We start from the raw sequence: 21129 nt of genomic DNA, 5'->3' as shown, positions 1-21129 counted from the left end.
CAACTCACCTGGTTTTGTTAGGTGGGTTGCTATTTTAGTTGCTGGAAAACCTTTCTAATGGTATAGTTAAATTATAATTACTATAAAGTAATAACGTATATAGTTTGTTTTATTAAATTCTCCTCAAGAAAGGATACTTAATATGTTCAACTACCTAATCAAAAGCCGTCCTGGCCAGTTTCTTCTCGTTGGTATTTTCTTTATTATTCTTGGATTTATATTCGCGCCGTTTATTGAAATCGTGAGTCGTCTATCATTTTATGCAGCGATATTCTTTTTAGGATTCTTTGCTGCGAAAAGTGCAGTAGTGGATACCATTCAATCGAAATCTCCCAATGTAGACTTACTTATGATTTTAGCTGCGCTTGGTGCGGTTCTTATTAATTATGAATCGGAAGGAGCGATTCTTTTACTCATTTTCGCCGGAGCAGAGGCGCTTGAAGATTATGCATCAGCTAAATCGACCAATGCTATTTCCGAGCTTATGTCACAAGTTCCATCAACTGCGCAAGTTTTAAAAGATAATGGGGAAGTTGTTGAGATTCCGACAGACGATTTAAACATAGGAGATACGGTTGTTGTATCAAAAGGAGAGCTTATTCCCATTGATGGTATCACAGACCGGCAAACAATGGTAAACGAAGCTGCGTTGACTGGAGAATCTGTTCCTGTTAGTAAAGAAAAAGGAGATGAAGTTTTTGCAGGAACAATTAATGAAGGGCATGCTTTTCATCTTGAAGTGAACAAATTAAGTAATGAGACAGTATTTTCCAATATTATACGGATGGTTGAAGAAGCACAAAATCGGCCGTCTAATGTATCTAAATTTATTGACCGGATTGAATCGAAATATGTGATCAGTGTGTTGGTTGGAGTCCCAATTTTTATTTTTATCCTTTACGCATTTAATGATTTTACTTTCCAAGAAGCATTTTATCGTGGGATGGTTATGTTGACGGTAGCAAGTCCATGTGCGCTTGTAGCATCGGCCACTCCGGCTACCCTCAGTGCAATCAGTAATGGGGCAAGGAATGGTGTGTTATTTAAAGGTGGGGCGGCAATGGAAGCACTGAGCACGATGGATGTGCTTTATAGTGATAAAACTGGTACGCTCACACATGGCGAATTTGAAGTTGTTGATTATGCAGCACAAGAGGATATATTAAGTGAAGTCGTATATATGGAGCAACAGTCCAGTCACCCGATTGCAAGGGCGATTGTAGACACGTTCAATTATTTGGATTTGAACCAGGTTGATCGGAATGAACCGGTTGAAGAAATGGCTGGTTCCGGGATGAAAAAAGGTGAAATTCAAATCGGAAAACCTTCTGTATTTGATCAGTATGAGGATATACATAATTACCGGAAGAAAGCGATTGACGGAAATACGAATATTTTTGTAGGAAAAAATAACAAAATCGTCGGCTACTTCTCTCTTGCTGATCGCGTGCGGAAAGAATCTGCCGAAGCGGTGGCGGGATTCCAAAAGGAAGGGATCCGTGTTGCCTTGCTTACAGGAGATAACGAAACGGTTGCGAAGAAAGTCGCAGATGAAGTCGGTGGAGTGGATTATGTTGCATCATGTCTGCCGGAAGACAAAATTAAATACATTCATGAGAGCCAGCAAGCAGGTAAAATTGTTGGGATGATTGGGGATGGGATCAACGATGCGCCAGCTCTTGCCAATGCGGAAATCGGAATAGCGATGGGGAGTGGTTCATCCGTTGCCATGGAATCCTCCGATGTTGTCATTGTAAAAAATAACTTGGCTAAACTATTTTATAGTTTCAAGCTAAGCCACAGATTAAATCGAATTATTGTTGGGAACGTCGCTTTTTCCATTGGGGTGATTCTCGCCTTGGTCATCTTGAATCTATTTGGATTATTGAATTTGCCAATGGCGGTGTTATTCCATGAGGGATCCACAATTCTAGTAATCTTAAATGGATTACGCTTATTAAGACAAGGAAAGCAGAAAAAATAGAGCTGGAAGCACGGCTTGCTTATTAGTATGAAATAGGGTTAAGGAATTAATTTTTCTTGACTCTTTTTTCTTGCTTTCCAGTATGAATTCCAAGTTGATAAAGTGAAACTTCATTCAGTGGGGGTTTCCTTACCTCCGCCACTGAATGTTAGTTGAACAGAATCAGGGATTTACGGACTATCTATCCCCCACCTTCACATGTTGGGCTTCCCTCCTGTTTAGAGGTGGGGGTATTATAGACCGTTAATGCGTGATAAACATCATAATAAAAAAGAAAGCAGAATGGTTTCTTCTGACCATCCGCTTTCTTATATTATTGTAATACCCAATGTCCGTCCGATACTTCTTTTAAAACACCCCCCTTAATATGGAAATTGCGTCGTTCAATATTTCTGTTCAATCTAACCGATTCGATTGCAGGATTCGGAACAGGGACAGCGTCTAAAAGAGATTTCGTATATGGATGGATAGGATTACTGTATAACTCCTCACTCTCGGCAAGTTCGATAATTTTTCCAGCATTCATGACTGCTATTCGGTCACTTATATGTTTAACAACTGACAAGTCGTGGGCGATAAATAAATAAGTAAGTCCGAATTTTTTCTGTAAATCCTTCAGCAAGCTGACAATTTGAGCTTGGATCGATACATCAAGCGCAGATAAGGGTTCATCACATACAATGAATTTGGGCTCAACTGCCAGTGCACGGGCAATCCCGATTCTTTGTCGCTGTCCGCCGGAGAACTCATGTGGATAACGCATCGCATGTTCCTTTTGTAACCCTACGAGCTGTAATAATTCCTCCACACGTTCTCTCCGTTCTTTTTTTGTGTTATATAATTTATGGATATCCATTGGTTGACCGATAATATCCAATATCTTCATTCTTGGATTGAGAGACGCATATGGATCCTGAAAAATAATCTGAATTTCCTTTCGAAGCTGTTTCATTTCTTTCGTGTTCATCCGATTAAGTGACATGCCCCTGTATAAAATATCGCCGCCAATCCCTTTTTGTAATTGTAATAAAAGTCTACCTGTAGTCGATTTACCTGAACCGGATTCTCCTACCAAACCTAGTGTTTCACCGGGATGAATCGAAAAGCTAATAGAATCAACCGCTTTTATTGAGCGACCTGCTCCCATGGGAAATTCTTGTGTTAAATCCTGCACTTCGATTAGTGGTTGATCGGGCTGGATATCTTTAGGTAACGTAATATGTCCTTTAGGTTCTTTTTTAGCATTAATTTGTGGTAATGCATTTAAAAGCTTTTTCGTATATGGATGCTTCGGAGCGGAAAATACTTTCTCAATCGTATTTTGCTCCACAACTTCTCCATCTTTCATAACGATGACCCTGTCACACATTCCAGCGACAACCCCAAGGTCATGTGTAATCAATATAATAGAAGTGTCAAATTGCTGTTGCATTCTTTTCATTAATCGTAAAATCTGCGCTTGAATTGTCACATCAAGTGCTGTTGTCGGTTCGTCAGCGATTAGTAACTTTGGCTGACAAGAGAGTGCCATTGCTATCATGACACGTTGTCTCATCCCGCCGGAAAATTCATGAGGATATTGATTGTAGCGTTCCTCTGCATTGGTAATGCCAACCATTTTCAGCATATCAATCGTTCTTTTCTTTGCTTCAGCAGATGAAAGTTTTTGGTGCTTCCGAAGGGTTTCATCAATCTGTTTTCCAATCCTTATCGTTGGGTTCAAGGAAGTCATTGGGTCTTGGAAAATCATGCTAATATCATTTCCTCTAATGGTGTCCATCTGCTGAACTGTATACTCGGAAATTGGCTTATCGAAAAATTGAATATTACCAGCGGTCATTAAAGAAGGAGGAGATGGCAATAGCTTCATAATTGAACGGGCAGTAACACTTTTACCAGACCCTGATTCTCCAACGATTCCTAGAGTCTCTCCCTTATGTACATCAAATGTTATTCCTTTAACAGCCTCCGTTACTTTATTTTGGGTTATAAAGGAAACGTGTAAATCATCTACTTGTAAAATTTTCTCCATTATGATTACCCTCATTTTTAAATAGTTATAATTGAAATTATGTAGTCTTAATATATTGACTTCTTGTAGATTACATTTTATGCTATTGAATAGTATACTAAATCTCTAGGGATAATCAAGATTAATGCAAAGAGGGTGATTTGACTGCCTAAACTTAAAGAGAACGGCATTGCTGTAACTTACCGCAATTTGAGTGAAAGTACTTTATTTAGTTGTTTGCTATTTTTGTCAGGTTTGCTTATTCATATATTTACCGGGATTGCTTATTTGACAGGGGCAAGAAATAAGGAGTATGAACAAGCCCTGCAAAAGAAAATTAACATAAAGAAAGAATCTTCTACATATCTTAGTTTGTTGGAACGTTATAAACAACAATATAAAAATAAACAACAATTTTTCCGCCGCCCGGTGAATGAAAAAGAAATGAACGATGAAGCGGCTAATTTGGCAAATGAACGGATCCAAGAGATGGCGGAGAAAGAATTAGCTACTGAAAATATAACGAGAGAAAATTACGCTACCTTTTTTGGAAAATGTCTTGAAAAACCACTTTTCATTATAGTTACTTTCATCCCGGGAATTTTAATGTATTTATTGTTATTGGTTTATCCGAGACCAATGATTCGATACATTGCGGAACGACTCGTACAAACCCTTTTTGTAATTATTTCTGTGATTATTTTTGTGTTTACCATCTTACACTTTTCACCAACGGATCCGGCCGCGAACATATTGGGAGAAGCAGCAACAATGGAACAACGTGAGGCTTTTAATCAACAATACGGATTGGATCAACCATACATTGTGCAACTGTGGGATGCAATAAAAGGAATTCTTACATTTGATTTGGGCAGTTCTTATACCGGAAATGAAAATGTCATAAAAACCATTAGTGATCGTTTTCCGATCACGCTAACTATTGCAACATGGTCACTATTAATGTCAGTCATTATAGCTTTACCGGTTGGAATAATATCTGCAGCCAAACGGAATTCATTTTGGGATTATAGCTTTATGTTTATTGCCTTGATAGGTTTATCGATTCCAAACTTTTGGCAAGGACTTATTTTCATCTTAACGTTTGCTATAAAGTGGAATATACTACCTGCAACCTATTATCCAGGTAATATGGCTTCGATTATCATGCCAGTTATTGTACTTGGTACAGGCTTGACTGCTTCCGTTGCGCGGATGACTCGTTCATCTATTTTAGAGGTTATTAGTGAGGACTATATTGTGACAGCAAAGTCAAAGGGACTATTGCCGAGAAGTATTTTTATGAACCACGCTCTTCGAAATGCGATGATTCCGATCATAACAATTATCGGTCTTCAGTTTGGTGGGATGCTTGGGGGTGCGGCAGTCACAGAGAAGGTCTTCAATATTAGTGGGTTAGGTAGTTATATTGTGGATAAACAATTCATCCCGGACATTCCTTCTGTTCTTGGAGGAGTCGTCTATATTGCGATTGTTATATCGATCGTGAATTTAGTTGTTGATATTTTATATGCTTTCCTGGATCCAAGAATCCGTTCGGAAATGAAGAAAACGTAACGAGGTGGAAAAAAGTGACATTGCCAAAAACTTTTATACTTAAAAACTCACAAGAATACAAGCATGCTCATTTTGCCTTTGTTCTCTCTCTAACATTGACAATCGTTTTCTTCTTTAATGCGTATGATTATCAGGAAGGTCTCTGGAGTGTGTCTTGGAGTATTGTTACACTTGCCTATTTAATTGGAACAGTCTTGCAAGGTGTACTTATTCAATTGTTAAAGAAAGATTTGCGGGACAAAGGCGAAATTCAAAAAAGGACGAGGGTCCTAAGTACCCTTCAGTTGCTGGGGATAACAGTTGGAAATGTTTTTATCACTGCATTTGCTTTTAGAGTGCTAAGAAAGGAAGAATCTATTGAATATACATTGGCATATTATATGCTCTTGACGAACATTTTAATATTTACTGTGTCACTATTCAATATTTTTAAACCTTATGTATCTAATACATTTTTGCCATCGATGAGTATTTTGGCGCTCTTCATTATATTTTCTTTAATTACAGTAATCATTTTTGGGAAAATTGATTTGATTCAAGGTGGTTATTCGAAATTAAAATGGTTAGGTGGTGTGGTATTATTAGCCGGGTTTACAGGAAATTTGTTTGGTTTTGTTTTAGGTTATAGCATTCTATTAAAAACAGTGATTAGAGATGATTCAAAAATTGATAGGTGGAATAAATTCTGGTTAAGTATTACTAAAAACTTCACAGCCATGCTTGGATTATTGTTTGTTATTTTTACATTTTCCATTTCAGTAATAAGTTACGGAACATTTGTAGACAGATTTGCCACGGAAAATAACTACGCATCCATGCTAATGGAGCCAAGTTTAGCCTATCCATTTGGAACAGATGACTTTGGCAGGGATGTATTCTCAAGAATTATCTATGGGGCTAGAATTTCATTAACCGTAGGAGTCATAACGACGATTATTCCGTTAGTTATTGGCGGATTCCTAGGAGCTCTGGCCGGATATTATAAAAATACACTCGACAATGTACTAATGCGTATTTTGGATGTAATTTATGCAGTTCCAGGTATTCTGCTTGCTATCGCGATTATTGCAGCATTTGGTTCAAGCACGACTAATTTAATCATTGCGTTAAGTGTGGGATCGATTCCGACCTATGCGAGAACAATGCGTGCTAATGTGCTATCGGTTTCCAACCTGGAATTTGTAGAGGCATCTAAGGCATTAGGAGAATCAGAGTGGAAGATTATTTTTAAGCAGGTCGTTCCTAATTCCTTTGCGCCTATGATTGTGAAGGCATCTTTAACGATTGGAACTGCAGTGATTGCGACAAGTAGTTTGAGCTTCCTCGGCTTAGGGGTTGAATCGCATATTCCAGAGTGGGGGAATATATTAAAAGTTGGAAGCATGTATCTGGAGACAAATCCCTATTTAGCTATTTTTCCGGGTATCGCGATAATTTTACTCGTCTTGTCCTTTAACTTTTTAGGTGATGGGTTAAGGGATGCATTAGATCCAAAGCTAGATTAATATATTTACTAAATTTGGGGGGTTAATACATTGAAAAGATTATATGTCTTGTTAGGCGCTTTTTTGCTCGTTTTAACGGGTTGCCTAAATACGGAGTCAGATGTAAATGAGGGTGGAAGCGGAGAAATAGATTCAGGGGATAATACGGTTGAAATTTTAGGAATGGGTTCAAATGAGGATGATTTAAATATTCTGCGTGATCAGCTGACGAAAAATGGATTCAATGTTAAGCTGAATATACAACCAGATTACGGTAGCTTTACAACGCAGAAAGAAGCAGGAAATTATGATTTAGCATTAAACAGCTGGACGACAGTAACTGGCAATCCGGATTATGCGGTACGCTCGTTATTTACTTCAGAAGGAGATAACAGCTTGTTTGCGGATGAACGGGCAGATGAGTTGATCAATCAAGCAAGTACAGAGTTAGCAGACGAATATGTGGAAACATATAAAGAATTAGAGCAGCATATTGTATTTGACCAGGCGTATATCGTACCGCTTTACACATCTTATAAAGCACAAGGGGTAAATCACGAAATAATTGATGAGTCTTCTGTGCGCCTGCCAAAATCAAGGGCAGCAGTTTGGGAGGCCATAGATTTTACAGATACTTCTAAGCGAGATACAGAGCCTCTGATTTTACAACAAGCAATTGGAACGCTGACTTCATTGGATCCAATTAAAGGAAACGATGGTTCTATCAATACATTAAATACGAATCTGTACGTGCGTCTTGTTAATTTAACTGATGATGATGAAATTGTTTCAGACGGTTCATTGTCTTTAAACCATACAATTGCAGAGGGAAATGAGGAGTATTATTTCTTATTGCGTGACGATATTGAATTTGCTGCAGTAGAAGACGGCATAGCTGTAAATACAGGGGAACTTGTTGGGGCTGAAGATGTTGTATTCTCGCTAGAACGTGCAAAAAACCCAAATTCAGTTCCAGACCATCGGACATACAGCCTTCATGAAAATATGGAAGAGATTTCGATTGTCAGTGATTTAAGTGAGCTTGATGGCGATACAGCTGATGGCAGAACGATCCGAGAAGCATTAGAAGACGGAATTGATCAAGAGATTGAAGCATTAACGTCGGATAAAACTGAAGTTGATAACTCATCGGGAGTTTATCAAGTTGTGAAAGTAATAACAACGAATCCTTTCCCGCAGGTTCTTAACTATCTCGCTCATCAATCTGGCGGAATTGTCTCTAAAGAGCAAGTTGAAAAGATCAATACGTATGAAGTAGAAGATTATGATGTGAATACAGATATTGCTTACGGTGATCAATCTACTGTTCTAGAAGACAGTGATCAAGAGAATACCCTATATGCAAGCGGGCCTTATATAATGACCTATAAAAATGATTATGAAGCCCATTTTGTGAAAAATCCGGGGTATATGCCTGGTACGGATTATGAGCCTAACATATCAGAAGTTATTGTAAGATTTATAGAAGACTCTGATAGTGCTCTATCAGCGTTGCGGAATGGGGAAATTCATATCTTAAACGGTGTTCCGGAAAACAAATACGATATTGTTGAAGAGGATGATAAATTAACACTTCAGCAAAATGAAAGTAATGGCGTTACCTATCTTGCTTTCAATATGGAAGACAAAGACCGTGAAATAGCTACAAATACAGAATTACGCCAAGCTGTACTTTATTCTATTAATCAAGACGATATAATTGAGTATTACCATGGTAATAAAATGCCTGCAGTCTCTACTATTAGTCCATTAGTTGATACTGGATTGAAACTAGAAGCTGATAGTGATAAAGTCAAAGAATTATTACAATAAAGTGAAACTCATTCAGTGGGGGGCTTACCCATCCATACCCTCCACTGAATGTTAGTTGAACAGAATCAGGGATTTACGGACTGTTTATCCCCACCCTTCACATATTGGGTTTCCCCCATGTTTAGAGGAGGAGGTATTACAGACCGTTAATACGTGATAAAGTGAAACTTCATTCAGTGGGGCATCCTTACCCCCCACTGAATGTTAGTTGAACAGAATCAGGGATTTACGGACTGTTTATCCCCGGCCTTCACATATTGGTTTTCCCTCATGTTTAGAGGAGGGGTATTACAGACCGTTAATACGTGAAAAGTTTGAGTAAACAAAGACAGTTCTAAGTGTTTAACATCTAAAGAACTGTCTTTGCTGTGCATATTATCAGGATGTTAATAGCTGGACTTATGATTGGGATACTTACTGGTACGATTATTCCGCTTATTTTGTATATGTTTAAAAAAGACATTGAGATGCTAAAACATGTTACATATGAATTTGGTATGGAAAATGGAAGTGAAGATGTGAAGCAGCTCGCCGATTATATTGCCCCAGCGAATAATCAAAATGGGGTGTTAAAGATAATCGATCAATACTTTGCAAAGGAAGGACCATTTAATAGTATTTGCTAAAAGGAATGAGTAAATGAATTTACAAAAAGAATTAACGATACAACATAACCCGACCGGCGCAACCCGGTTGGGCTTAGCTTTGCTGCTAGGAATGCTAGCGTTTTTAGGACCGCTTAACATTGATATGTATTTGCCGAGTTTTCCTGGGATTGCTGCGGATTTCAATACAAGTGCTTCGCTTGTACAAGCAAGTTTAACTGCATGTTTATTAGGGCTTGCTGTCGGTCAATTAGTTGTTGGCCCGATTAGTGATGCCCAAGGGAGACGGAAGCCTTTACTAATTGCTACAGCGCTGTTTGCTTTCGCTTCGCTTCTCTGTGCGCTCGCGCCGAATATAATAATATTGATTAGTGCTCGATTTATACAAGGGCTCACTGCTTCAGCGGGTGTTGTTCTTTCGCGTGCCGTTGTGCGCGATGTATTCAGTGGCCCAGAGCTTACAAAGTTCTTTTCATTGCTAATGGTGATAAACGCTGTTGCTCCGATGATGGCTCCAATGATTGGCGGCTTTATTTTATCGTTTGAGTCAACAAATTGGAAGAGTATTTTTTATTCTTTAGCTTTAATTGGCCTTATCATGGTTGTAATTGTGGCTTTCAACCTTAAAGAAACCTTGCCGCCTGAAAATCGAATCCCAAGCTCAGTAGGTACCTCGTTAAAAACGATGGGGAGTTTATTTACGGATCGCTCGTTTATCGGTTATGCTTTAGTTGTTGGATTTATCCATGGTGGGAGTTTTGCTTATGTGTCGGGGACTCCATTTGTCTACCAGGGAATTTATGGGGTCTCTCCACAAGTATTTAGTGTGCTATTTGGAATCAATGGATTGGCAATCATTACGGGGAGCTTTCTTATCGGACGCTTTAGCGGGATTATTCCCGTGAAAAAGATGCTCCAGACTGCAGTCATCGTTGCGCTTTCTGCAACATCATTATTGCTCGTCATGACGATTATTGAAGGTCCTTTAGCTGCCATTGTCATTTTGATTTTTGTTTATATGATTACAATGGGAATGATTACGACAAGTACATTCACATTAGGGATGGCGAAACAAGGACACCGTGCGGGAAGTGCGAGCGCTGTTCTTGGTATGCTGCCGTTACTTCTCGGATCTCTTTGTTCCCCGCTTGCGGGTATTAATGAAGCGTCGGCAGTTCCGATGGGGACGATTATGTTTACAACGACTCTGATTGGTTTTACAGTATTTTTTACAGTTGCGAGAAAAGATAAGGCAGATGAATAAAAATTAGTGCTCAATAACAGGAGATTAATTGTAAATGAGATATGAAGTAGCGCGCCGATACTGATGTATGTTTTTATGTGAAAAAACGTCCACGATTTTTTAAAAATCGTGGAAATGAAATAATGGAACAGAGACTATACAAAAAAGGAAATGATCGAATGAAAACAGAAAAAGAGAAAATGATAGCTGGAGAAATATACAATCCTGAAGATCCATTGTTAGTAAAAGAGCGGAAGGAAGCAAGGCGAAGGGTTAGAAAATATAATCAAACTTTAGAAACGGATGAGGAAAAACGAGTTGAAATTTTAAAGGAATTACTTGGCTCTACAGGGGAAAATATATATATGGAACCAAATATACGGTTTGATTATGGCTATAACACCCATGTAGGTGAAAATTTCTATGCGAACTTTGATTGTACTATTTTGGATGTATGTGAAGTGAGAATTGGTGATCATTGTATGCTCGGGCCGGGTGTGCAACTTTATACAGCGACACACCCACTTGATCCGATAAAACGCAATTCGGGTATAGAATATGCGAAACCGATTATGATTGGAAATAATGTCTGGATTGGTGGTAGTGCAATAGTAAATCCGGGAGTAACGATTGGTCATAATGTTGTTGTCGCTTCAGGAGCAGTAGTGACGAGAGATGTGCCAGATAATGTTGTAGTCGGAGGTAATCCAGCTAGAATTATTAAACATATTGAGGTAAATGGGTAATCGGATGTAAAAGAAATGATGTCTAATAATTCAAATATAGAAGGGATTTGCAAGATTCTCGACCATAAGCCCACTGAACTTTACGGATTCATTAATATGGCGGAAAATCACGATATAAGCACTTTGCGGTAAAAGATAATCTAGTATACTATCGCCTTGTTAAATGAAATAAATCTAAAAAAGAGAGAGGGCTTGCTGAAACGATGAAATGGATAGGAAAGAAAAGTATTATTTTTATAAGCATACTTACTTTACTTTTATTAGTAGCTTGTCAGGGAGGATCTGATGATAGTGACTCTGCTTCTGGGGAAAAAGAGGAAAACGATGCATCTGAACTGACAGAAATTGTCGGGATTGATCCCGGTTCTGGAACAATGAATATAGCAGCGGAAACGGTAGAAGCGTACAATTTGGATCTAGAGTTGCTGCCGAGTTCAGAACCGGCGATGTTAACGGAACTTCAAGGTGCAATTGCGAATGAAGAACCGATTGTTGTTACACTTTGGGAGCCGCATTGGATGTTCAGTGAATATGATTTGAAATTCTTAGAGGATCCACAAGGTACTTTAGGTGAATCGGAAAATATTCATACAATGGTAAGACACGGTCTTGAGGAGGAGCAGCCAGCAGCTTTCAAGCTCCTAGATAACTTTTACTGGGAAGTAGAAGACATGAATGAAGTAATGTCCAAGTTTGGTCAAAGCGATGAAGTAGAGCCACGCGAGGCAGCGGAAGAATGGATTGCAGATAACCGGGACAAAGTCGAAGTTTGGACGGAAGGAATAGAGCCAGTTGATGGAGAGACTATTGAATTAGGCTATGTGAACTGGGATACGGAACTATCTTCAACGAATGTTGTTGCTTTAATGCTTGAAGAATTAGGTTACACGGTCGAATTGACTCCACTTGATATGGGTATCGCATTCGAAAGTCTTTCAGAGGGAGAAATCGATGGCATGCTTATCGCTTGGCTTCCAGTAGGAGCTGCTACTTATGCCGAACAATATAAAGATGACATTGTTGACCTCGGACCAAATTTAGAAGGTGCTCAGCAAGGATTTGTCGTCCCGGCGTATATGGATATTGATAGTATTGAAGAATTGCCGACGAAATAAGGGGCTTGTCACCTTATTGGATTTTGGTGAATGATGTTGAAGGTCAGATAAGCTATCTGGCTTTTTTTCAAGACTTATTTTGCTACCCTAAATGATTTGGAGGTTAATACATAATGGATGTTGAACAATTATGGTCAGAGGTTTTAGAAAGGATTCAACAAAGAATTCAAAAGGCAAGCTATGATACATGGTTTAAGAATACAAAAGCCGTTGAAATGAAGGACAATCTCTTAATGATAGAAACAGCTAATGAGTTTCAAAGGGATTGGTTGGAGAATCGATATAAGGAGCAAGTTGAGGAACTATTGTATGTACTAACTGGTGAAAGATTAAAGGCTTCCTTTACTATTGGGGAAAAAATGATGATGACAAGTTCTACAACTGAAGCACATTCTCAAACGAAGTATATTGATATATCAGACCTGCTAAAGAAAATTGAAAACCTTGAAAGAAGAGTAAGTGAATTAGAGAAAAAATGAAGTTTTTTGGAACGTTCTAATTTTGAGTTAATAATAAGGGATTTTAAAACGCACTTTTTTCGTCTTAACAGACTGAAGAAAGTGCGTTTTTGTAGGATTATAACAGTTCCTTATTTTTCTTATAGGAACGCTTTAAGGAAATATAACTCGATAAAAACGATACTACACTGACACTTATCAATAAGCCTAAAATTTCAACCCAATTGTTGAGACTCGAAGGTATATTAATGAAAATCAAATACAGTGCCATAAAAATAATAACAAATCCAATTGTTCTAATGCATATCACTCTTAACTCTTTTTTGTACGCATGTTTTGTGGCAATATCTGTATATTCCATCCCGGCTAGTATATATCTTCCTGTTACATAAAAGAGGAAGATGGCAATGGCTGCCAATAAGACAGTTTCCGTGTCCAGATTAAAAAACTTGTTGCAGATCATCATTACAATAAGGGAAAGAAAAAGGATAATTGCTCCTTCCGTGAAAAAGTAAAGCATCTTTTTTTCCTTATATTCATCATCCGGTAATAGAAAGGATATCCAAGATTTCATTGCGTATCGACCTCCCAGAATAATTCGTCCAATGTTTTATTAAGTGACTTTGCTAAATTAATACAGAGCTGGAGACTAGGATTATATTCCCCTTTTTCAATGAGCCCAATTGTTTGCCTGGTGACACCAACCTGGCGCGCTAGCTGCTCTTGTGTCATGGAATTTTTAATTCGAGTAATTTTTACGTTGTTTTTCATTTGTCACCCTACTTTATGAAATGTAAGATATAGATTGCTTTTGTAATTTATATCTTACATCAGAGGGGAGGGGAAAGTCAACTGTGAAATAAAAAGTGTAAGAATTAGACCAACATTCAGGGAGGGCTGACATTCAATAAATCGCGTTATAAAATTAAAGAACCCTCCAAATCAAAAAATTGGAGAGTTCTTCATGCAAGCTGTTATGAAATCTGCTTCATCAAATTCGCCATCTCAATAGCTGCTGTTGCAGCATCCCAACCTTTATTTCCGGCTTTCGTTCCAGCCCGCTCAATGGCCTGTTCAATTGTATCGGTCGTTATGACACCGAAAATAACAGGAATACCATCTTGCATATTAATCGCAGCGACACCTTTAGAAACTTCACTACATACATAATCAAAATGTGGGGTAGAGCCGCGGATTACTGTACCAAGTGTAATAACTGCATCATATTTTTTAGATGTTGCTAACTTTTTTGCGACGATTGGAATTTCAAAAGCTCCCGGCACCCACGCAACATCAATATCATCTTCATTTACACCGTGTCTGCGCAAGGCATCTTCAGCTCCTGCGAGTAGCTTACCGGTAATAAAATCATTAAACCTTCCAACGACAATCCCAATTTTTAAATCGGTTCCTACTAAATGACCTTCGAAAATATTACTCATTTTTCTTCTCCTTCAATGTTTCTCCTATTTGTAATAAAACGAAAACTTCATTCAGTGGAAGTTTCGATGCACAGAACATGTTAGTGTCGACGTTGCGAAACGAATCGCGTTTTTAGTCGACTGCTCCTCCCCCACTGAATTAGCTTTCGTGAATCAGGGTGTTAGCGTCCGTTATCCCCCGATTAGATAGATTTGATTACTCTCTCTATTTTGAGACGGGGTTTTACGAACGATTTCACCGTGATAAAAGAACTTTGCTCGATTTGCGGTATTCTACTAAGTCCTTAATTGTTAAAATAACTAAATCAAAGCGCTCTGCAACTTTTTTCAGTTCCGTACCGCGCGCCATTGTTCCATCTGGGCTCATAATCTCGCAAATTACCCCAACTGGTTCCGCACCAGCAAGTTTAGCTAGATCAACTGCAGCTTCGGTATGACCAGGTCGTTCCACAACACCGCCACTCTTTGCAATCAGCGGAAAAATATGCCCAGGTTTATTAAAATCACTAGCTTTAGCTTCGGGATCCAACATATTTAAGATTGTTGTTGAACGCTCAAAAGCTGAAATCCCGGTATGTGTTGAAACATGGTCAATCGACACGGTGAATGCAGTCCGGTAAGGGTCCGTATTTTCCGGTACCATTAGGGGTAAGGAAAGCTGCTTTGCTTTTTCTTCTTCAATCGGAACGCAAATCAACCCTTTTCCTTCGTTTGCCATAAAGTTAATCATTTTCGGTGTTGCAAATTTGCCTAATGCGAGAAAATCGCCTTCATTTTCCCTGTCCTCATCATCTACTACAATAATTGCTTTCCCTTCTTTTAATTCCTCGATTGCTTGCTCTACGGTTGCGTACAATTTATTCACCTCATCCATTTAAAAATCCACTTTCAGCTAGGGTTGCCTTCGTAATTCCATTCGTTGCTGGTTGTTCTGATCTTTTAGAAAGTAAATTTTCCATATACTTCGCGAGCATGTCACATTCGATATTCACGAAATCACCAAGCTGTTTCTCGCCAATAATCGAGTCTGCTTGCGTGACAGGGATTAGGGAAATGACAAATCCATTGCCTGTAATTTCAAATATCGTTAGTGAAGTGCCATCGACCGTGACAGATCCTTTATCAATAAAATATTTCAGCAATTGTTGATCTGTCTTGATTTCCATGTATTTCGCATTTTCATGACGGCGAACAGAAATGATTTCTCCAGTCCCATCGACATGGCCACTGACAAAATGACCGCCAAATCGACCATTCGCTGCCATTGCCCGCTCTAAATTAACAGGGCTCCCGATCTGTAACGTATGGAGCGTTGTCGCTTTAACCGTTTCGGGCATAACGTCAGCTGTGAAATAGCCTGGTCCATGTTCATGAACAGTTAGACAGACACCGTTCACCGAGATACTGTCCCCGAGACTCACATCGGACAGAACTGTCGTACATGCGATTTTAAATTGTAATGAATTGGGATTTCGCTTAATGGATTGGATTGTTCCAATTTCTTCCACAATTCCAGTGAACAATGGAATAAAACCTCCTTCTAGAGATCACGTGTAATCTTCTGCTTTTGTAAAATAATGTATTTGAATTCTTTCCACCGCGGGGCGTTTGGGTGGTAAGGAAAGAGTTTGGTTGGAGTACGGTTTTTATAAACATGCATACATTTAAGAAATACGGAAATATGCGAGGATGCATAAAAGAATTCCGTTTGTTCTTGCATATGCCATTAGGAGTAAGGCTTCTGTTGTAACCGTATCAATTAAAATGCGCGATTGAAGCTATTTCTCTATATTAATTTACTCTCTGCAGCTCCTTTCTGTTTTAAAAGAGAGAATACTAGAATCGGCATCGCATAAATTTTCGCAACAACTTCTCCCATCCAGACTGTAACTGTCGGTGCTGGAATTACACCAGCTCCACCGTCTCCTAAAGAGTACGGGTCACGGACTTACAAGCATAACACTTGAACACCGCCGGTAAGGAGTTTCACCTTGCCCCGAAGTTATTGGAAAATATTATACTACTATTAAAGTATCATGTTCAATAAAATGTGGCAACTGGCTGTACCTATTTGGCGAAATGGAAATACGTTTATCCCTAACTCTATGATATTCATTTATTCCTCATTTTCCTTATACAATGCCTCCATTTCCTCGCCAATTTTCATTAAATAGGATTCTTGTTCAGAGGTAAGCATGGTAGGGAACTGAAAATCCATTGTCTCCTGAGCCATTAACTCCTGCGCCTTTTCCAGTTCCATCGCAAAGGCTTCTTTATCCTCAACATGTCTTGTTGCCAGTTCGGTTAGTCCCATTAGTAATTCAAAAGCTTCTGGTGAATTTGCAGGGACATTATCTTGTATCAATTTTTCTAACTTAGCTAGCCAATCAAGCATTTCCACGTCCAGTTGTTGCTGGTATTCTTTTGGCAGGGAAAAGTATTCTTTAGCAACCGATTCCGGGAGATACTCTTTCGCCCATTCCTTCAGATCTTCCTCATGTTCCATTTGAAAAAGTAAAGAACTTAACACTGTCCAATTGATTGATTTTCCTGCCTTGAGTAAGTTTTGTACTCGCTCGACAGCTTCGATTGCCTGATTTAATTCATCCCGCTTTTCGGTTAAAAGTTTATGCTGCCAAGGTAATGATTTCTCGAGCTGCGCAGCACCATCCATTTCATCTTTTATGAAATCTTTGATCTCTTGTAATGGATAGCCCAAAAACTTTAGTGATTGAATTTGTTGCAGCTTCGCAAGTTCATTTAATCCGTAAAGTCTGTGGCCTGATTCATTTCTTTCAGTTGGTACGAGTAAACCTAACTCTTCATAAAAACGTAAGGTGCGTACGGTTATTCTGGCCCGCTTGCTGAATTCACTGATTGAAAACTTAGGTGCTTCATGATTCATAAAAAATCCCTCCATTTTATCAGATATTAAGGGTCTGTAATCCCCCACTGAATGAGTTTCGCTTTATTGTTAATTATAAGTTATCATGTAACGTAACGGAGGGGGCAAGGGGGAAAGGCTAATTTGTTTGGAAAATCGAGAGTAATTCTGAAATTGCTATAGATAAAAAAACTTAAATAAATGAGTACTGTAAAAATCCAAACTACTTGAGATGATGCATTCTTTGTATAAGAAGGTGTCTTCGCCTGAACGACTCCGAATTCGTTAATTTCGTGTACATAGAAGGTGCCTAATCGGATGAACGACTCCTGTTCCGTTAATTTCGTGTATTAAGAAGACGCCTAATCGCGTGAACGACTCCGAATTCGTTAATTTCGTGAACTTAGAAGACGCCTAATCGCGTGAACGACTCCGAATTTGTTAATTTCGTGCATTTAGAAGGCGCCTAATTGCGTGAACGAACTCGATTCCGTTAATTTCATGTACATAGAAGGTGTCTAATCGTCTGAACGAACTCAATTTCGTTAATTTCATGTACTTAGAAGGTGCCTAATCCATTCCGTCATGCTCGTACAATTAAAAGATGGTCTAACCACCTAAAAGAATCCGATACCTAACGTTTAGTTCGATTATAAAGCATCTAAAAAAGGAAAAGGACATGCAAATTAGCGCACGTCCAACTATCATTCCATAAATTCATTCCCTGCTAGCATCGTCACAATTTCATTCTCAATTTCCTGCATCGCTTCACTTGGGCCTAAATGATTATTAATCAGAATGGAAAAAATAAGTTTTTCTCCGTCTAGACTCGTCACATAGCCAGATAATGTAGACACTCCCGTGATCAAGCCTGTTTTTGCTTTTACATTTCCTTTGGCGGGTTCTGTAGTCAAACGATTACGTAATGTCCCACCCACAAGTCTATCTTCTTCTCCAGCAACAGGCAGGGAGTCCTCAAACGCGTCAAACCAGCTCTTATTCTGGATTTCATATAAAATTTGCGCGATATTATTTGCTGAAATCAGTGTCTTATGCGACATTCCCGAACCATCACGAAGGAGGAAGGATTCTCGTTCCACACCAAGTTCCGTCACAACATCTTCCATTACTTCAAGACCTTTATCCCAAGTCCCTGCCCCGTGCATTTGCTTCCCCATTTCCTTCGTTAAAGTTTCCCCAATTCCATTGTTACTTAATTTCATAAAGGGTACGAGTAACTCGGAAAGTGGAATGGATTTTTTACTAGTAATGATCTTGGCTTGTTCGGGAGTCGCTCCCGCCACATCACGGGATTCATCCGTAAATTGAATTCCCTCTTCAGCTAGAGCGTCACGGAATACAGTAAGTACATACCCGGCTGGTTCCCACACCGAGACCCAAGAACGTGATACTGTTCCGTCTACAGGCATTGTTCCTTCCACGATTATGTTATTCGTCCCATGCTCCCGCTCAATGGAAATCTCTTGAGCCTCTCCTGCTTGCACGAGTTTTGTCTGATTGACAATTGTGACATAATCGGTTTCGGGAATTACCCTGACTTGGGCTTTTCCTTCCGCATTTTCACTAGGCATCACCTCAACAATCACTGTTCCCGCATCATAATCTTCATTAGGTGAAAGGGTTAGAGCAGAAACTTGGGAGCCCGTATGAAACGGCTCATCCGACCAGTTTAAATCCTGGGAAAGTCGTATATTATCATACCACGTATCATCGCCAACAAGGTCGCCATCAATGGTTTCAATTCCTTGGGCTTTTAGTTCCCTAGCAAATTGATCGAGATCAGACTTTAATAATGTCGGGTCACCTTTTCCTTTTATATACAAATTACCATGTAATATGTTCCCTTTCAGCTCTCCATCTGATAAAATTTCAGTTTGGAACCGGTAATCAGCCCCAAGTGTTTCTAAGGCAGCAGCTCCAGTAAGTAATTTCATATTGGATGCCGGGTGAAGACGAATGTTTCCATTATGGGAAAATAAGAGATCTCCAGTTGCAGCATGTTTCACAGTGACTCCAACGACAGCTCCTTCAAGCTGTTCATTTTCTAAAATGGCATTGATTTTTTCCTCCAATGGTTTACTTTCGGTACGTGTCATTGAACTTTCCTCCTTAGATGCTTCTAAGAATAAGGGTTCCTCCGGGAATACTGACGGGAGGCTTGCAACAATTAGAATTACGATAAAAAACAGCATCGTTTTAAGAAAGGGTTTTGATTTCATGTATCCACATCCTATTTCAATATCGAACGAGTAAAAAGAAGTATGTCCATTATTGAATTATATCCGGCCGAAGTAAAAATTATGATGGGAAGAGTAGCTTAAAAAAAGTTTCAGTTCTGTAGTAAAATTAATGAATGCATAGAAAAATAACAATGTAGATAAAGGAGCAGCAAGATGAATGGTACAGCACATGCAACAGTTGGCGGAGCAATAGGCTTCGCTGCAGCAAATATAGTTCAAGCAGATCCAACGGTAACTTTTCTGTTAGTTGGCTTAGGAACCGTATCTGCTTTAGTTCCAGACCTGGACATTGACGGGAAGTTACGTGGGAAAATTACATTGTCCCATAAATTAGTTCGGTCCGTCGCGCAATTTATTGGACTCTTAATGATTATTTATAGTTTTTTTGAAGGAGAAGATAACCGGCAATACCTCGGGATGGGGATAGGACTTGCCATGCTGGCAATTTCTTCACGATTAAAACAAAAACATATGCTGACTCTAACAAGTGTCGGAGTCATTGCTGGAGGTGCTTCACTTCAGGAGATTTGGTTGATTCTCTTTGGAATCTATATGCTCATCGCATCCTTTGTTCCTCATCGAAGTTATACCCATTCGATAATTGGAGTGATATTCTTTAGTTTTATTACATTGAAGCTGGAAGAATCATTAGCAATTCAAGGCGTTCATTATACATGTCTTGCCGGATATATTAGCCATTTGGTTACAGATAGTAAATTTCTTCCGTTCAATGACCGGGGGATAAAGTTGTTTCTGCCATTATCATCGAAGGATTTTTAACAGATACATAGTAAGTTATTGCACCCCATATCGGATGATTCGGGGTGCAATATATGAAACAACTTTTCTATGTTTAGATGTTAGTCATGTGGAGATTTTAGCCGCAATTCTTCTGTTACTTGAATGCTGCCAGCTACAGATTGTAGCATTGCACAGTTTTTGCGTGTAAGCTCTATCGCTTTTTCAGCTTTTTTCTGAGAAATATCCTCTGCTTTTATCGTGTAAATCAAGTGAATCTTTTCAATCCGATTTGCTATTTCTTCATTTCGTGTTACTTCCGCTTCAATCGTAATATCCTCATATGGTAAGCGCATTTTCTTGAGTATATTTCTTAATACACCTCCACTGCACCCCGCGATGGAGGAGATCATTAATTGAAACGGCCGATACCCATATTCACTCTGACCCGAAATTTTTAGCTCGCCAAATTCAAAGTTTGACTCAAATCCATGTTCATTCATTTTAAACTTCAAATTTATCCCCTACCTTTAATATATATTCATACGTCAATTATAATATAGAAATATGAAAATTTAGTGAAAATATATTCCCATCCTTAAATGAAAGCTTTTTTCTTGGTAGTGTAAACTAGCACATTATTCCAGGTCATCTATTTCAAACTAATTCAGCTGTTTATCTGGGGTAATGTGCTATTATTTTCACTTTATTTCATATGTGAAAAAGAATATGCACGCTATTTCTCTACTA

18 protein-coding genes, 1 pseudogene and 1 riboswitch are annotated in these 21129 nt (G+C 38.8%); of the genes and pseudogenes, 10 read left to right on the top strand and 9 right to left on the bottom strand.

The window, feature by feature from the left end; all coding sequences use genetic code 11:
- Nucleotides 1–142: 142 nt before the first annotated feature.
- Complete coding sequence (locus GN217_RS16925; protein ID WP_156857835.1) at nucleotides 143–1984, top strand: heavy metal translocating P-type ATPase; 1842 nt, start codon at nucleotides 143–145, stop codon at nucleotides 1982–1984.
- A gap of 313 nt (nucleotides 1985–2297) precedes the next feature.
- On the opposite strand, the gene GN217_RS19335 is transcribed toward GN217_RS16925, so the two are convergent.
- Nucleotides 2298–4016, bottom strand: a complete 1719-nt coding sequence (locus GN217_RS19335) for an ABC transporter ATP-binding protein (RefSeq protein WP_156857834.1) — start codon at nucleotides 4014–4016, stop codon at nucleotides 2298–2300.
- 189 nt (nucleotides 4017–4205) lie between these two features.
- On the opposite strand from GN217_RS19335, the gene GN217_RS16915 reads away from it, so the two are divergent.
- From GN217_RS16915 to GN217_RS16880, 8 genes are all read left to right on the top strand, one after another.
- On the top strand, nucleotides 4206–5570 hold the full coding sequence (locus GN217_RS16915; protein WP_232334484.1) for an ABC transporter permease: 1365 nt from the start codon (nucleotides 4206–4208) through the stop codon (nucleotides 5568–5570).
- A 14-nt stretch (nucleotides 5571–5584) separates the two neighbouring features.
- Nucleotides 5585–7075 (top strand): ABC transporter permease, encoded by a 1491-nt coding sequence (locus tag GN217_RS16910; RefSeq protein ID WP_156857833.1) that lies wholly within the window; start codon nucleotides 5585–5587, stop codon nucleotides 7073–7075.
- A 30-nt stretch (nucleotides 7076–7105) separates the two neighbouring features.
- The gene (locus GN217_RS16905; protein WP_156857832.1) at nucleotides 7106–8887 is read left to right on the top strand and encodes an ABC transporter substrate-binding protein; all 1782 of its coding nucleotides are present in this window, start codon (nucleotides 7106–7108) and stop codon (nucleotides 8885–8887) included.
- A gap of 383 nt (nucleotides 8888–9270) precedes the next feature.
- Nucleotides 9271–9513, top strand: coding sequence for an HAD hydrolase family protein (locus GN217_RS16900; protein ID WP_156857831.1), 243 nt, complete (start codon nucleotides 9271–9273; stop codon nucleotides 9511–9513).
- A gap of 37 nt (nucleotides 9514–9550) precedes the next feature.
- Complete coding sequence (locus GN217_RS16895; protein WP_156857844.1) at nucleotides 9551–10756, top strand: Bcr/CflA family efflux MFS transporter; 1206 nt, start codon at nucleotides 9551–9553, stop codon at nucleotides 10754–10756.
- Between the two features lie 158 nt (nucleotides 10757–10914).
- Entirely contained in the window at nucleotides 10915–11481 is a 567-nt protein-coding gene (locus GN217_RS16890) for a sugar O-acetyltransferase (protein ID WP_156857830.1), read from the top strand.
- A gap of 203 nt (nucleotides 11482–11684) precedes the next feature.
- Entirely contained in the window at nucleotides 11685–12596 is a 912-nt protein-coding gene (locus GN217_RS16885) for a glycine betaine ABC transporter substrate-binding protein (protein WP_156857829.1), read from the top strand.
- Nucleotides 12597–12709: 113 nt separating this feature from the next.
- A complete protein-coding gene (locus GN217_RS16880; RefSeq protein WP_156857828.1) occupies nucleotides 12710–13075 on the top strand; it encodes a DnaA N-terminal domain-containing protein in 366 nt (121 codons plus the stop codon).
- A gap of 97 nt (nucleotides 13076–13172) precedes the next feature.
- Here GN217_RS16880 and GN217_RS16875 read toward each other — a convergent pair whose 3' ends face one another.
- The 7 genes and pseudogenes from GN217_RS16875 to dacB all read right to left on the bottom strand — a co-directional run bounded on the left by GN217_RS16875 (nucleotide 13173) and on the right by dacB (nucleotide 19497).
- Nucleotides 13173–13628 (bottom strand): DUF3278 domain-containing protein, encoded by a 456-nt coding sequence (locus GN217_RS16875; protein ID WP_156857827.1) that lies wholly within the window; start codon nucleotides 13626–13628, stop codon nucleotides 13173–13175.
- Nucleotides 13625–13825 carry a helix-turn-helix transcriptional regulator gene (locus tag GN217_RS16870; protein ID WP_156857826.1) on the bottom strand — a complete coding sequence of 67 codons (201 nt, stop codon included), beginning with the start codon at nucleotides 13823–13825 and terminating at the stop codon, nucleotides 13625–13627. Before GN217_RS16870 ends, GN217_RS16875 begins: the two co-directional genes overlap by 4 nt.
- A 203-nt stretch (nucleotides 13826–14028) precedes the next feature.
- The gene (gene ribH, locus GN217_RS16865; RefSeq protein WP_156857825.1) at nucleotides 14029–14496 is read right to left on the bottom strand and encodes a 6,7-dimethyl-8-ribityllumazine synthase; all 468 of its coding nucleotides are present in this window, start codon (nucleotides 14494–14496) and stop codon (nucleotides 14029–14031) included.
- A 238-nt stretch (nucleotides 14497–14734) separates the two neighbouring features.
- Nucleotides 14735–15352: pseudogene (ribB, locus tag GN217_RS16860) on the bottom strand (3,4-dihydroxy-2-butanone-4-phosphate synthase); the annotation flags it as partial.
- Nucleotides 15353–15362: 10 nt separating this feature from the next.
- Nucleotides 15363–16019, bottom strand: coding sequence for a riboflavin synthase (gene ribE / locus GN217_RS16855; protein WP_156857824.1), 657 nt, complete (start codon nucleotides 16017–16019; stop codon nucleotides 15363–15365).
- Between the two features lie 340 nt (nucleotides 16020–16359).
- Nucleotides 16360–16504, bottom strand: a riboswitch (FMN riboswitch).
- Between the two features lie 108 nt (nucleotides 16505–16612).
- Complete coding sequence (locus GN217_RS16850) at nucleotides 16613–17401, bottom strand: MerR family transcriptional regulator (RefSeq protein ID WP_156857823.1); 789 nt, start codon at nucleotides 17399–17401, stop codon at nucleotides 16613–16615.
- Between the two features lie 683 nt (nucleotides 17402–18084).
- On the bottom strand, nucleotides 18085–19497 hold the full coding sequence (dacB, locus tag GN217_RS16845) for a D-alanyl-D-alanine carboxypeptidase/D-alanyl-D-alanine endopeptidase (RefSeq protein ID WP_232334483.1): 1413 nt from the start codon (nucleotides 19495–19497) through the stop codon (nucleotides 18085–18087).
- 297 nt (nucleotides 19498–19794) lie between these two features.
- Here dacB and GN217_RS16840 point away from each other — a divergent pair, with 297 nt between their 5' ends.
- A complete protein-coding gene (locus GN217_RS16840) occupies nucleotides 19795–20421 on the top strand; it encodes a metal-dependent hydrolase (RefSeq protein WP_156857821.1) in 627 nt (208 codons plus the stop codon).
- An 80-nt stretch (nucleotides 20422–20501) separates the two neighbouring features.
- On the opposite strand, the gene GN217_RS16835 is transcribed toward GN217_RS16840, so the two are convergent.
- Nucleotides 20502–20894, bottom strand: a complete 393-nt coding sequence (locus GN217_RS16835; protein ID WP_156857820.1) for an OsmC family protein — start codon at nucleotides 20892–20894, stop codon at nucleotides 20502–20504.
- Nucleotides 20895–21129 lie beyond the last annotated feature (235 nt).

The organism is Oceanobacillus sp. AG (assembly GCF_009746545.1).
Taxonomy (GTDB): Bacteria; Bacillota; Bacilli; order Bacillales; family Amphibacillaceae; genus Oceanobacillus; species Oceanobacillus indicireducens.
This window is presented reverse-complemented; position numbering and strand designations above follow the sequence as displayed.